The organism is Actinomycetospora cinnamomea (assembly GCF_003096675.1).
GTDB lineage: Bacteria > Actinomycetota > Actinomycetes > Mycobacteriales > Pseudonocardiaceae > Actinomycetospora > Actinomycetospora cinnamomea.
The window spans coordinates 67,996-80,685 of the sequence record NZ_QEKW01000015.1 but is presented as its reverse complement, the minus strand read 5'-3'; the positions used below and the strand labels follow the sequence as shown (position 1 = coordinate 80,685).

At 74.6% G+C, this 12,690-nt stretch carries 12 protein-coding genes; 5 read left to right on the top strand and 7 right to left on the bottom strand.

Features of this window, described 5'->3' with window-relative positions; genetic code table 11:
- Positions 1–28 precede the first annotated feature (28 nt).
- The 4 genes from fmdA to C8D89_RS22500 all read right to left on the bottom strand — a co-directional run bounded on the left by fmdA (position 29) and on the right by C8D89_RS22500 (position 3,598).
- Positions 29–1,282: a formamidase gene (gene fmdA, locus C8D89_RS22515; RefSeq protein WP_116710377.1), complete on the bottom strand. Its 1,254-nt coding sequence runs from the start codon at positions 1,280–1,282 to the stop codon at positions 29–31.
- A 31-nt stretch (positions 1,283–1,313) separates the two neighbouring features.
- Positions 1,314–1,949 carry an AmiS/UreI family transporter gene (locus C8D89_RS22510; RefSeq protein WP_116710376.1) on the bottom strand — a complete coding sequence of 212 codons (636 nt, stop codon included), beginning with the start codon at positions 1,947–1,949 and terminating at the stop codon, positions 1,314–1,316.
- Between the two features lie 137 nt (positions 1,950–2,086).
- A complete protein-coding gene (locus C8D89_RS22505; RefSeq protein WP_116710375.1) occupies positions 2,087–2,371 on the bottom strand; it encodes an FmdB family zinc ribbon protein in 285 nt (94 codons plus the stop codon).
- Positions 2,372–2,509: 138 nt separating this feature from the next.
- A complete protein-coding gene (locus C8D89_RS22500) occupies positions 2,510–3,598 on the bottom strand; it encodes a substrate-binding domain-containing protein (protein ID WP_243418312.1) in 1,089 nt (362 codons plus the stop codon).
- A 124-nt stretch (positions 3,599–3,722) separates the two neighbouring features.
- Between C8D89_RS22500 and C8D89_RS22495 the strand changes: the two genes are divergently transcribed.
- The gene (locus C8D89_RS22495; RefSeq protein WP_165825877.1) at positions 3,723–4,208 is read left to right on the top strand and encodes a MarR family winged helix-turn-helix transcriptional regulator; all 486 of its coding nucleotides are present in this window, start codon (positions 3,723–3,725) and stop codon (positions 4,206–4,208) included.
- A 6-nt stretch (positions 4,209–4,214) separates the two neighbouring features.
- Here the strand turns inward: C8D89_RS22495 and C8D89_RS22490 are convergent, their stop codons facing one another.
- Positions 4,215–6,398, bottom strand: coding sequence for a phosphatase domain-containing protein (locus C8D89_RS22490; protein WP_207787365.1), 2,184 nt, complete (start codon positions 6,396–6,398; stop codon positions 4,215–4,217).
- A 75-nt stretch (positions 6,399–6,473) separates the two neighbouring features.
- Here C8D89_RS22490 and C8D89_RS22485 point away from each other — a divergent pair, with 75 nt between their 5' ends.
- The gene (locus C8D89_RS22485; RefSeq protein WP_116710373.1) at positions 6,474–6,929 is read left to right on the top strand and encodes a pyridoxamine 5'-phosphate oxidase family protein; all 456 of its coding nucleotides are present in this window, start codon (positions 6,474–6,476) and stop codon (positions 6,927–6,929) included.
- Between the two features lie 24 nt (positions 6,930–6,953).
- Here the strand turns inward: C8D89_RS22485 and C8D89_RS22480 are convergent, their stop codons facing one another.
- A complete protein-coding gene (locus tag C8D89_RS22480) occupies positions 6,954–7,682 on the bottom strand; it encodes a CDP-alcohol phosphatidyltransferase family protein (RefSeq protein WP_165825876.1) in 729 nt (242 codons plus the stop codon).
- 211 nt (positions 7,683–7,893) lie between these two features.
- Here C8D89_RS22480 and C8D89_RS22475 point away from each other — a divergent pair, with 211 nt between their 5' ends.
- Entirely contained in the window at positions 7,894–8,832 is a 939-nt protein-coding gene (locus tag C8D89_RS22475) for a DUF1579 family protein (RefSeq protein WP_165825875.1), read from the top strand.
- Positions 8,833–8,837: 5 nt separating this feature from the next.
- Here C8D89_RS22475 and C8D89_RS22470 read toward each other — a convergent pair whose 3' ends face one another.
- A complete protein-coding gene (locus C8D89_RS22470) occupies positions 8,838–9,308 on the bottom strand; it encodes a hypothetical protein (RefSeq protein ID WP_243418311.1) in 471 nt (156 codons plus the stop codon).
- Positions 9,309–9,438: 130 nt separating this feature from the next.
- Here C8D89_RS22470 and C8D89_RS22465 point away from each other — a divergent pair, with 130 nt between their 5' ends.
- Positions 9,439–10,356: a bile acid:sodium symporter family protein gene (locus C8D89_RS22465; protein WP_116710370.1), complete on the top strand. Its 918-nt coding sequence runs from the start codon at positions 9,439–9,441 to the stop codon at positions 10,354–10,356.
- A gap of 279 nt (positions 10,357–10,635) precedes the next feature.
- Entirely contained in the window at positions 10,636–12,681 is a 2,046-nt protein-coding gene (locus C8D89_RS22460; protein ID WP_243418310.1) for a DEAD/DEAH box helicase, read from the top strand.
- Positions 12,682–12,690 lie beyond the last annotated feature (9 nt).

The window sequence follows — 12,690 nt, the reverse complement described above, 5'->3', positions numbered from 1 at the left end:
GCGACGGCCGTCGCCGTCCCGCTGCCGCTCAGGCGCGCGCGACCGGCACACCCATGCCGGGGTCGACCCGGGCGGGGCCGTCCTTCCCGGGCTTCACGTCGAAATCGAAGATCCCGGTCGGGAGGTAGACCGTGGAGCACGAGTTCGGGATGTCGACCACGCCGGACAGCCGGCCCTCGATCGGCGCCGCGCCCAGGATCATGTAGGCCTGGATCGGCGTGTAGCCGAAGGTGGTCAGGTAGTCGATCGCGTGCAGACAGGCCCGCTGGTACGACAGGTGCGAGTCGAGGTAGCGCTGCTCGTTGTCCAGCGTCACCGACGTGCCCGAGAAGGCGATCCACTCGCTGTACTGCGGGTCGGTGTTGCCCGGGATGAAGATCGCGTTCTCGGAGACCCCGTAGGTCGACATCCCGCCCTTGATCAGGTCGACGTGCAGGTCGATGAACCCGCCCATCTCGATCGCACCGCAGAAGGTGATCTCGCCGTCGCCCTGCGAGAAGTGCAGGTCGCCCATCGAGAGGTTCGCCCCGTCGACGAACACCGGGTAGAAGACCCGGCTGCCCTTCGTGAAGTTCTTGATGTCCTGGTTGCCGCCGTTCTCACGCGGCGGCGCGGTGCGGGCGGCCTCGTTGCGGGCGCGCTCGAAGTCGTCGCCGGTGAGCGAGCCGAGGATCGCCGAGTCCGGCTGCGGGGGCAGGGCGAGCGGCGGCACCCGTTGCGGGTCGGTGTCGATCAGCGCCTGCTCCCGGCCGTTCCACTTGCGCAGCAGGTCGTGCGAGGGCGCGGTGCCCATCAGGCCGGGGTGGACGATGCCGGTGAACTCCACGTGCGGGACGTGCCGCGAGGTGGCCTTGCCGCCCCGGAAGTCCCAGATCACCTTGTAGGCGTCGGGGAAGTGGTCGGTGAGGAAGCCGCCGCCGTTGGTCTTCGCGAAGACCCCGGTGTAGCCCCAACCCTGCCCGGCCAGCGGGCCGGAGTCCTCCTGCGGGATGGGGCCGACGTCGAGGATGTCGACGATCAGCAGGTCGCCGGGCTGCGCGCCCTCGACCGCGATCGGGCCGGAGAGGACGTGCACGGAGTTCAGCGGGGCGTGGAGGATGTCGTCGGCGGAGTCGTCGTTGACGATCGCGCCGTCGAACCACTCGCGGCAGTCGACGCGGAACACGTCACCCGGCTTGACGTGCACCTGGGCGGGAATGTCCGGGTGCCACCGGTTGTGACCGATGAGCTGCTGGTCGGTGAACTTCTTGTTGCTGTCGAGCGGGAACACCTTCTGGGGCATCGGATCTCTCCTGGCTGGGCGGACGGGACGGTCAGGCGACGGCGGGCTCGCCGGTGCGGGTCGGCGTCGTGGGGGTCCGGGAGCGGCGGGCCCAGGGGATCAGCGCGGCGAAGACGACGACACCGAAGATCGCCAGGCCGAACGCGAGCGGGACGCCGATCTCGGCGTAGGCGCCGGTGAGGAGCAGGAGGGCGGGGATCCAGGCGGTCACCCATCCCTGGATGGCGCAGACCGCCCCGGTGTAGCGCCCGATCTCCTCGCGTTTGCGTCCCAGGAGCACGAAGAACAAGGACCAGAGGAACGCCCAGTAGAGCCAGATGACGCCGAAGGCGGGGTCCGCGAAGCGGGTGAAGTTCAGGAACGAGAAGACCAGCGCCGTGACGGCGACGAACAGGCAGAAGTAGCCGAGGCCGGTGCTGTCGAGGTCCCAGGTCAGGTTCACCGCGACGTAGAGGTAGGTGAACGAGAACAGGTAGAGCCCCGACGCGGCGAGGATGACGTCGGCGTCCCCGTTCGCGGTGAAGATCAGGTAGGTGGGTGTGATGATCTGGAGGCCGCCGACGAAGAAGTTCATCGGTGCGGCCGACCGGGCGTCGACCCAGCCCAGCAGCATGACGCCGTTGATGAAGAGCACGGCGCCGACGAACAGCAGGCCGACGCTAGCCACGGGCCGACGCCCCTCGGATCAGCATGGGAGTCCCTTCCTGTCGACCTCCGCGGGCGCCCGGGAGAGGGCAGGGCGGAGCGCCCGGTCCGACCCTCGAGGGCGCGGCCGGGTGGGTGCGGGTGGGTGTGCGGGTGGGGTCAGGGCCGCGGCAGCGCCGCGGTCCGGGGGTCGAGACGGGGTCGCGGTGCCCGCGACGGACGGGGTGGCGGCGCGGAGACCACCGCCGGTTGGGTGCGGGACGCCTCGGCGCGGTCGATCGCGGCCACCCGCGATCGGTCGGCCAGCCCGAGCATGGGCGCGGTGAACACCCGTGGGGCGTCGGCGCCGCAGGTCGGGCAGGAGATCACCGGCGGCGCGGTGCCGAGCGGCCGCACCACGTCGACGGGCCCGTCCTCGCCGCACCGGTACGCGTAGAGGGCCATCGGGGGTGTCTCCCTTCGTCGCGGCCCCGGCGACGAGGCGAGATATGCGTCGTTGGAATTGATTTCCTAGGAAACTAGCGACGTGGTGACGAGGCTGTCAACGGCCGTCGCGGGCCGTCGCCGTCCGACCCCGGACGGTCACAGCTGCTGGACGACGTCCCAGCTCAGACCGTCCGCCACGGCCAGGAAGACCTTCTGCTGCAGGTGCCGGTCGCGGAGCTCGACGGTGCCGCGCGGGCTCTCGTACGCGAGCCCGTCGGCCACCGACATCATCGCCGGGACCTGGGTCGAGCCGGCGCGCCGCATGAGCTCGGTGAGCAGCCGGACGCCCTCGTAGCACGACTCGCCGAGGCTGTTCAGGACCGGCGCGTCGTCGCCGAACTCTCGGAAGTAGGTGGCGGCGAACTCGAGCCCGGAGCTCGTCGCCAGGTCCTCGAAGTAGCCCGCCGAGGTCATCAGCCCGCGGGTGCTCTCGGGGCCGGAGGCGAGCAGGACGTTCTCCTCGATCAGCGAGCTGAACCGCAGGATGTCCCGGTCGAGGCCGGCCGCCGCGAAGGCGCGGTTGAAGGCGACGGCGTCGTCGCCGATGAGCAGCATCAGCACCGCCTCGCAGCCGCTGGCCTCCACGCGGCGCAGGACGCCCGCGAAATCGGAGGTCCCGAGCGGCACGAACACCTCGTCGCAGACCGTCCCGCCGATCCGGCGCAGGTAGCGCGCCGCCGTGGCGGCCGACCGGCGGGGCCAGACGTAGTCGTCCCCCACGATCATCCAGCGCCGGACGCCCGCCGTGCCGGCGAACCAGTCCAGCGTCGGCCCGAGCTGGAGGTCCGGTGTCTCGCCGGTGAGGAACAGCCCCGGCCGGTCCTCGCCGCCCTCGTAGAGCGCGGTGTAGGCGTAGGGCACGCGACCGCGGATGCGCGGCGCGACCGCCTCGCGGACCGCCGAGATGTGCCAGCCCGTCACGGCCTGCACCGCGCCGGCGCTCACCAGCGCGTCGACCTCGACGGCCACCTCGGCCGGGCTGCGGCCCCCGTCGACCGGCACGAGGTTGAGCTCCCGGCCGAGCACGCCGCCCTCGGCGTTGATCTCCTGCGCGGCCAGCGCGGCGCAGCTCTCGCAGGAGGGCCCGAAGATGCCGGCGGGACCCTGCAGCGGGATCACCAAGGCCATGTCGAGGACGTCGCGTCCAGGCGCCGTCCCCGGGCGGCGGACCAGCGACTCGGCCATTGCACGACGCTAGCGAGCACACCCCGGCGTGGGACTGCTCCGATCGTGGGAGCCGGCCGCGCCCATCGGGGGCCCGCGACGACGAGGCCGCCGCCGCGACCGCCCTCCTGGCTACCATCGAGCGGTGCCAGCCAGCGACGGACGGGCGACGGGAGACGTCGACGAGTCCCTCCGCCTGCTGTCGCTCGTCGAGCGGACGCTCACCGGACGGCTGGAGGAGGCGCTGCGTCGCTGCGGCTCCAGCCTCGACCAGTGGCGGATCCTGCGCCTCCTCGCCGACCGCGGGGGCTGCCCGATGAACGTGGTCGCCGACCACGTGCTGCTCCTCGCGCCGAAGCTCAGCAAGCTCGTCGACCGGATGGTGGCCGCGAACCTCGTGCTGCGGCGGCGCGACCACGAAGACCGTCGCCGGGTCCTCATCGTCGTCTCGACGCGCGGCCTCCGTGCCCTGGCCGAGTGGGACGAGGCGGTCGCCGACGTGCGCGGCCGGTTCCGGGAGCTGCTCGGCACCGACGCCGAGCAGTTCGAGACGGTGCTGCGACGGCTGCGGGACGGCGTCGCCCCGGCAGGGACGCCGGGGCTCGAGCCGTCCGACGCCGTCCTCGGTTGAGGGCGGTCAGTAGGTGCGCTGCAGCCGGGCGCGCAGGGGGCGGCCGTCGGGGTCGAGCACCATCCGGTAGGCGGGCCCGGTGATCCAACGCCGCCGCCGGGTCACCTCCACCTGCTCGTGCGCCGGCGTGTGGCGACGCAGGCGGCCCGGCGGTCGCGCGCCCCGGGCACCCGCCGCGTGCCAGGCGTCCAGCGCCGCCGCCCGCGCCCGCACCGTGCCGGCGGCCTGATCGGGGTCGAGGATCGCGGTGTCGTCGGCGAGGCCGAGGTGCTCGCGCATCAGCTCGAGCCGTAGACGCCGGGCGAAGCCGCGGGCGCCGTCGCCGAGACCGCCGGGGTCCACGGGCGCTCGACGGTCGCGCTCGTCGTCGAGGATCGCCGTGACCAGCTCGGAGTCGTGGGTCCAGGACCGCGTGTTGAAGTTGTTGCTGCCGACGGTGGCCCACACGTCGTCGACCACGCAGACCTTGGCGTGCACGTAGACCGGGCTCGCCTCGTCGTTCTCGACGTCGAGGATCTGCACGCGGTCGCCGCCGGCCTCGTGCACCATCGCGATCGCCTCCGCCTGTCCGATCACCGCGGGGCCCGGGCGGGCGTCACGGTGCGGGCGCGGGACCACCGCGACGAGGTGCAGCTGCGGGGCGCGCCGGAGGGCGGCCGCGAACACCCGCGCGACGTCCGCGGACCACAGGTACTGGTCCTCGACGTAGACGATCCGCCGCGCCCGGCCCAGCGCCTTGATGAACGCGCGGGCGACGCTGCGCTCGCCCCACGGCGCGAACGGCAGCGGCGGGGTCCGCCGGGGGTAGGTGCGGAGGACCTGCACCGCGCACCGTCCGGCCGGGGGCGGGTCCGGCGCGGGGACGGGCAGCGGTGACCCCCGCAGGGGCAGGCGGTGGACGAGGTCGGGAACGACGTGCCAGGGCAGCCGGACCAGCGGCGTCGGGTCGACCCATCGCTCGAAGAACACCTCGTGGAGATCCCGGACGACCGGTCCGCGCAGCTCGAGCTGGGCGTCGTGGCGGGGGTCGCGGTCGTAGGCGTTCGCGGCCCCGCTGGACTGCGGGTCGCCGCGGTGGACGATGTCGTCGCGGGCGCCGAGGACCAGGTCGATGCCGCCGACGTAGGCCACGTCGTCCCGCGGGTCGGTGTCGCGACGGATCACGACGAGCTTCTGGTGGTGGCTGCCGAGCGGGCGGACGCGCTGGTCGAGCAGCACCTCGCCGCCGGCGGCGCGCAGGTCCGCGGCCAGTCGCCGGTTCCGCTCGACGTGGTACCCGATCGCCGACAGGTGCGAGCGCCACAGCAGCCCGCACACCCGGGCCCCGCGCCGTGCCGCGCTCGCGAGCGCCTGGGCGACGGTCGGCCCCCGGTCGGTGAGCTGCTGGTCGCCGTCGCCGCGCCACCCCAGGAAGAGCACCTGGTCGCCGGTGCCGGTCGTGGCCAGCCGGTCGGCGAGGGCGCGGTAGTAGACGCTGCCGTGCACGCGCGGGCGCACGTCGTTGCCGTCGGTCCACGCCCGGAGGCGCGTCGCCGGGTTCCCGCGCTGGGCGTCGGTGAGGAACCAGTCGTCGATCCTCGGCGCGCCCCCGGCCTCGTCGAGGCCCAGCACCGCCCGCAGCCCCGGCAGCATCTCCTCGCCGTTCGGGGCCGTGACCACCGGGGGCCCACCGTCGTCGGCGCGCGTCGACGCGTCCTCGACGTCCAGGAGCCTGCGCATCGCGATCGCCGCGACCCGGTCCGGGTGGTCGCGGGCGAAGCCGCCGAACAGCTCGGGGCCGTGGCCGGCGTCGTCGCCGACGAGCACCCAGTGCGTGTCCGGGTGCCGCGCGGCGAGGCGGTCGAGCGTCTCGCGCTTGCGCTCCAGGCCCGCGCCGAACAGCCAGCCGGAGAGGAGCGCCCGTCCGGCCATCAGGACCGTGCCGCCGGGGTACTGGTCGTGGCGCAGGGCCGCCGTCAGCGGACGGGCGAGCTCGATCGGCAGCGCGGTCAGGAAGTGCACGTCGGCCGGCGGGTCGGCGTCGGCGAGCACGTGCAGGACGCGCTGCATGCCCAGCAGCGAGCGGCGGTCCCGCGGCCCGTGCGCCACCAGGGCGCGCAGCCGACCCCACTGCCGCCGCAACGGCGCCACGCGGAGCACGCCGTCGATGTCGTAGACGACCCCGAGCCTTGCCGGCCGCCCCGTGGTCACCGTTCGCATCGTGGCGGGAGGGCCGATCGGCGACAAGCAGCCCGCGGTGTCGGAGGGCGGTGCCATCATCGGCGCGTGACCAGCTGGCAGGACGTCGAGGACGCGGAGCCGGAGTTCGCCCGACGGGTCCGGGAGCTGTTCGACGCCCACCGACACAAGACCCTGGCGACGCTCCGGGCCGACGGGTCGCCGCGGATCTCCGGCATCGAGGCCGAGTTCGCGGACGGCGAGCTGACCTTCGGCTCGATGGCCGGGGCCCGCAAGGGTGCCGACCTGCGCCGCGACCCCCGCTTCGCGCTGCACAGCGCCACGGTCGACCCGGTCGAGGGCGCCGAGGCCCAGTGGCCCGGCGAGGCCAAGATCGCCGGTCGTGCGCTCGCCGCCGGCGAGATCACCGAGGGGCCGAGCGGCGACCTCTTCCGCGCCGACATCGGCGAGGTCGTCCACACCCACCTCGACGCCGGGGCCACGCGCCTCGTCGTGGAGTGGTGGACGCCGGCGCACGGCCTGCGCACCGTCGAGCGCGAGTGAGCGACGGGGAGATCGGCGCGCACCTCACTGGTGCCCGGACGGCTCCTCCCCGACCTCCCCCTGGTCCTCGGTCCTCGGCAGGTCGCGCGGGCGCCCGCGCAGCCGGCGGCGGACGTTGACGACCAGCTGCACCGTCGCGAGCAGGGACAGGAACGCCCACAGGGCGGCACCGGCGGTCACGATCGGCATGGCCGCGGACGGGACGGCGCCCGCCGCGGCGAGCGCGAGGCCGCCGAGGAGCAGCCGGACGGGGCGCTCGGCGACGGCGACCAGGCCGACCTCGGTCAGCCCCGCGGCGCTCGCGCTCGAGCGGATCGACTCGTCGAGCACGGTCAGCACCGCGGCCGCCGCGCACACCGGCCCGGGGGCACCGAGGGCCCACAGGCCGACGACCATCGCGACGTCGCCGATGCGGTCGACGAGCTGGTCGAGCACCCGACCCCACGCGGTGGTGCTGTCCGTCATCTCCGCCAGGGCGCCGTCGACGCCGTCGAGCAACGCCACGACCACCACCAGGGCCGCCGCGAGCAGCGGCCACCGACCGCCGAGGGCGGCGACCCCGGTGACCGCGACGGCGCCGACCCCGCCGACGGCGGTCACCCACGTCGGCGGCACCCGGCGGCGGGCCAGCGGCGAGGCGAGGCGGTGGGCGACGCGCAGCCAGGCCCGTGTCGACCGGGAGGACCGGACGTCGTAGCCACCGTGGGCCCGCGACCAGCGCTCGGCGTAGTCGTCGAAGTCGACGACGTCCACGCGCACCCCTCCCGTGCCCCCCGTCCGGCTCCCCCGCACTGTAGTGGCGAGGACCGTCCGGCACCGGATCGTCGAGGCCACACGGTCGGGCGGGGGCAGGGCCGAGCAGCGCCCCGGAGCGGGACCTTCGACGCCTGGTCCGCGCCGCGCCGCGGGCCGACGGTGGCCGGGCCGACCGCCACCGATCGCCGAGGCCCTCGAGGAGGCCACCGTGACGACCGTCCAGGACACCGTCCCCCAGCCCGTCGCCGTGGGTGCCGAGATGGCGGCGCTGCGGCGCTTCCACCGGGACACCACCTGGAGCGGCACGATCACCGCCGGGGCCATGGGTCCGGGGAGCCCCGCGATGACGGCCACCGGGTCGGGCACCCACACCCTCATCCAGGACGGCCGCTGGGTGGTCGGCGACTACCGGCAGGAGCAGTACCTGCTCGACGGCACCCCCGCGGTGAGCTGGCAGCTGCACTGGGTCGCCGGCTGGGACCCCGCCCGCGGTGAGTACCGGGCCACCCTCGCCGACTGCTACGGGCACGCGGCGGTGATGGCCGGCCACATCGCCGGCGACCGGCTGGTGTTCGAGTCCATCGGCGAGCCGGCGGTCCGGCTGCGGCTCACGTGGGACCTGGAGTCCGACGGCGGCATCACCTGGCGGAACGAGGTCCGCGTGGAGGGCGGGGAGTGGTCGCTCGTCGAGGAGTACCGCTGCACGCCCGTCACCGACGCGCCCGCCGGGCACTCGGCCCTGAACGACGCCGTCCGCCGGTTCAACAAGCACGCGCTCAACCCGCTGATGCGCTACCTCGCGGGACGGCGGCACTGGTATGCCTCCCGCCTCGGGCACGTCGGGCGCCGGTCCGGCCGGGCCTACACGACCCCGCTCGTCGCCCGCCCCGTGCCGGGCGGCTTCGCCCTTCCCTTGCCCTACGGCAGCGACGTCGACTGGTGCCGCAACCTCCTGGCGGCCGGCCGCGGCGTCCTCACCTCGGACGGGGTCTCCTACGAGGTCCGGTCACCGCGCACCGTGCCCGCCGACGAGGTCGTCGGCCACCTCACGCCGACCTGGCAACGGTTGCTCGGCGGCGTCCCGGAGTTCGTCGTGGTGACGGCCGGGCGCGCCGGCGATGAGGCGGGGTCCGAGCCCGGGCCCTGACGTGGTCAGGCGCGGACGCCGCGCTGCCCGACCGCCCCGCGCAGGCCGACACAGCCGATGCACCCCACGCAGTCCACGCAGTCGACGCACGCGATGCACCCGACGCACCGGGTGCAGTCCACGCAGGCCAGCGTGCCCAGGCACCGGCGGAGGCCGACGCCGAGGACGGTGAGGACGCTCGCGACGATCCCGACGCTGCCGGCGGTGGCGGCGCTCCCGGCGACCGCGACGCTGCCCGCGGTCGCGGCGCTCCCGGCCACCGCGACGCTGCCCGCGGTCGCCACGCTGCCGGCCACCGCGACACTCCCGGCCGTCCCGGCGCTCTGGGCCACGGCGACGCTCCCGACCGTGCCCACGCTGCCCGCCACCGCGACGCTGCGGTCGGTGTCGACGCTGCCCGCGACGCCGGCGCGGTCGACGACGGCCACGCTGCCGGCCGAGCGCTGCGCGGGTCGCCCGGTGTCGTCCTCGGTCACGATCCGGGAGCCTGCCCGACCCTCCCCTCCCCGTCCATTGTCCGATCGGTCCGGGCTGCCCGATCATGTCGGGGTCGTCGCCGGGCCCGGCCGGGGCCCGCCCACCCGACACCGCGCCGGGGAGGACCCGATGGACACCGCGTTGACCAGCGTCGGGCTGCCGCTGGCCCTGGCCGTCGTGATGTTCGGCCTCGGCCTCTCGCTGACCGTGCGCGACTTCGCGCGGATCGCCCGCGAGCCCCGGGCCGTCGCCGTCGCCCTCGCGACCCAGGTCCTCCTGCTGCCGGCGGCCTGCTTCGCGCTCGTCCTGGCCCTCGGGCTCGACCCCGTCCTCGCCGTGGGCATGATGCTGCTGGCCGCCTCCCCCGGCGGCACCACCGCGAACCTGTTCAGCCATCTCTTCCGCGGTGACGTGGCCCTGAACATCACCCTCACGGCCGTCAACTCGGTGCTCGCGGTGCTGACCCTGCCGGTGGTGGTCACGCTCGCCATCGGCTGGTTCGAGCCGCCTCTCGGCGGGGCCTCGGTCGGGCTGCAGTTCGACAAGATCGCGCAGGTGTTCGCGATCGTCCTGGTGCCGGTCGTCCTCGGCATGGTGGTGCGACGCCTCGCGCCGGCGTTCGCCGACCGCGCCGACCGTCCCGTACGCGTGCTCTCGGCCGTGGTCCTCGTGCTCGTGATCGCCGGGGCCCTCCTGGCCGAGCGCGAGGATCTGGGCACGTACCTGGCCGACGTCGGGGTCGTCACCACGCTGTTCTGCCTCGCCAGCCTGGCCGCGGGCTTCCTGCTCCCGCGCCTGTTCCGGGTCGGGTACCGCCAGTCGGTGGCGTCGGCGTTCGAGATCGGGATCCACAACAGCACGCTCGCGATCGCGGTGGCGCTGACGGTGCTCGGGGACGAGCGCCTCGCGGTGCCGGCGGCGGTCTACGGCGTCGTCATGTTCCCGCTGGCCGCGGGCGTGGGCTACGTGCTCGCGCGCCGGGCGCCCGCCGGGGAGCCCACCGCGACGGCACCGCGGTCCGGGGAGTCGCCGGCCGGACAACGCTGATCCGCGGCGCGCCGCGTCGTCCCCCGGCCGCCGGACGGTATGGTGGTGGGCGAAGACGGCGCGCCCCGGTGATCGGGAAGAAGAGGACCCGCCGATCGGTTCTCCTCGTGGAGGAGCCCCGGGTCCTCCTGTCGCCCCGTCACCGCAGCGTGATGCTCGGCAGGTGCGCCGGGCATCCGGAGGAGGTACATGGCTCGTCGAGGTCAACCCCAGACGAGGTCCGGCCGCGGCGCGCCCGGCAACCGGCGGCGCGGACGCGCACGCGAGGACATCACCGCGGTGCTCACGCGCGCCGTGCGCGAGGTCCGCGACGCCATGAGGAGCGGACGCGCGACGTCCGCGACGCGCACGAAGTTCCAGGCCGTCGCGCTGCTGCTGCGCGACGAGCGCGCCCGGGTCAAGGCGCGCGGCGACCTCGGGGACACGCAGCGGGCCGAGCAGCTCCGGCGTCTCGACGACTTCGCGACGTCGCTGGCCAAGACCGCGGTGCGGGACCCGGCCCTGCTGGCGCTCCTCGCCGAGGACGCCGTCGTCTCCGACGAGGCCCGCTCGCTGGAGCGCGACATGCTGCGCCGCGCGGGGATCGAGGCGGAGCAGGTCGCCCCGGAGCCCGAGGAGCCCGTCGTCGCCGCCCCCGAACCCGGGGTGGTGCCGCAGTCGGTCGTCTCCCGCCGGCTCGCCAACCCGTTCCTCGCCCCCGACTACTCCGCGGCCCGGCCGCGCGAGGCCCGCCCGACGCCCCTGAGCGGCTGGGAGCTCCTCGACCCGCTGCTGCGCTCGTTCGAGCGCGCCGGCGACGGCTCCGCGCTCATGGACCTGCCCGAACCCGGCTCCCGCAGCGTCCCCGGCGGCCGAGAGCTCATGTCGCACCAGGCCCGGCTCGTCGCCGCGGCCGCGGCCGGGCACCGGACCTTCCTGCTCGCCGACGAGCCCGGGCTGGGCAAGACCGCCCAGGCGCTGCTCGCCGCGGAGGCCGCGAAGGCCTACCCCTTGCTCGTCGTCGTCCCCAACGTCGTCAAGACCAACTGGGTGCGCGAGGCCGGCCTGTGGTGCCCCCGCCGCACGGCCACCGCGATCCAGGGCAACGGCGAGTCCGTCGACGGGTTCGCCGACATCGTCGTCGTCAACTACGAGGTGCTCGACCGGCACGTCGGGTGGCTCGGCGACTTCGGCTTCCGCGGGATGGTCGTCGACGAGGCGCACTTCATCAAGAACAAGACCTCCCAGCGTTCCCAGCACGTGCTGGCGCTCTCCGAGCGCATCCGCGGCTTCACCGCGGAGCCGCTGCTGATGGCCCTCACGGGCACGCCGCTGATCAACGACATCGAGGACTTCCTCGCCATCTGGGAGTTCCTCGGCTGGATCGACGAGAAGAAGCCGCGCGCCGAGCTGATGGACGCCCTGTCCGAGACCGGGCTGACGCCCGCCGACCCGGGCTTCTACCCGGCCGCGCGCCGGTGCGTCGTGGACCTCGGCATCGTCCGTCGCCGCAAGGTCGACGTCGCCGCCGACATCCCCGAGCGCCGCATCGCCGACCTCCCCGTCGAGCTGGACGGTCCGACCGGTCGCTCGATCCGGGCTGCCGAGCGCGACCTCGCCCGCCGGATGGTCGCCCGGTACACCGACGCGCTCGCCGCCCGCGGCGCCGGGCCCGCCGAGGAGATCGACCACGACCTCGTGCGCCGGGTGGCGACGTGGGAGCAGAAGGACGCCGCGAACTCGCCGAACGGCGACAACGTCTTCAGCATGATGCGGCGCATCGGCCGGGCGAAGGCCGTCCTCGCCGCCGACTACGCCGCGCAGCTCGCGCGCAGTGCCGGCAAGGTGGTCTTCTTCGCCAAGCACGTCGACGTGATGGACGCCGCCGAGGAGACGTTCGCCAAGCAGGGCGTCCGCTTCTCGTCCATCCGCGGCGACCAGACGCCCGGCGTGCGGCAGCGCAACATCGACGCGTTCGTCGACGACCCGGGCGTCGCCGTCGCGGTCTGCTCGCTGACCGCGGCCGGGGTCGGCATCAACCTCCAGGTCGCGTCGAACATCGTGCTCGCCGAGCTGCCCTGGACGGCCGCGGAGCAGACCCAGGCCATCGACCGCAGCCACCGCATCGGCCAGACCGAGCCCGTCACCGCGTGGCGCATCCTCGCCGCGCAGACGATCGACGCCCGGATCGCCGACCTGATCGACGACAAGGCGGGCCTCGCCGCCGCGGCCCTCGACGGGTCCGACGAGGAGGTCGGGTCGTCGGCCGACGCGCAGCACGCGGCCCTCGTCGCGCTGCTCACCGAGGCCCTGTCCTCGGCCGAGGGGCTCGGGGACGCCGACTAGGGTGGCGCC

Bases quoted from the DNA above. Each gene is read 5' to 3' on its own strand.
- fmdA (WP_116710377.1), bottom strand. From the start codon at position 1,282: ATGCCCCAGAAGGTGTTCCCGCTCGACAGCAACAAGAAGTTCACCGAC.
- C8D89_RS22505 (WP_116710375.1), bottom strand. From the start codon at position 2,371: ATGGCCCTCTACGCGTACCGGTGCGGCGAGGACGGGCCCGTCGACGTG.
- C8D89_RS22500 (WP_243418312.1), bottom strand. From the start codon at position 3,598: ATGGCCGAGTCGCTGGTCCGCCGCCCGGGGACGGCGCCTGGACGCGAC.
- C8D89_RS22465 (WP_116710370.1), top strand. From the start codon at position 9,439: ATGGACACCGCGTTGACCAGCGTCGGGCTGCCGCTGGCCCTGGCCGTC.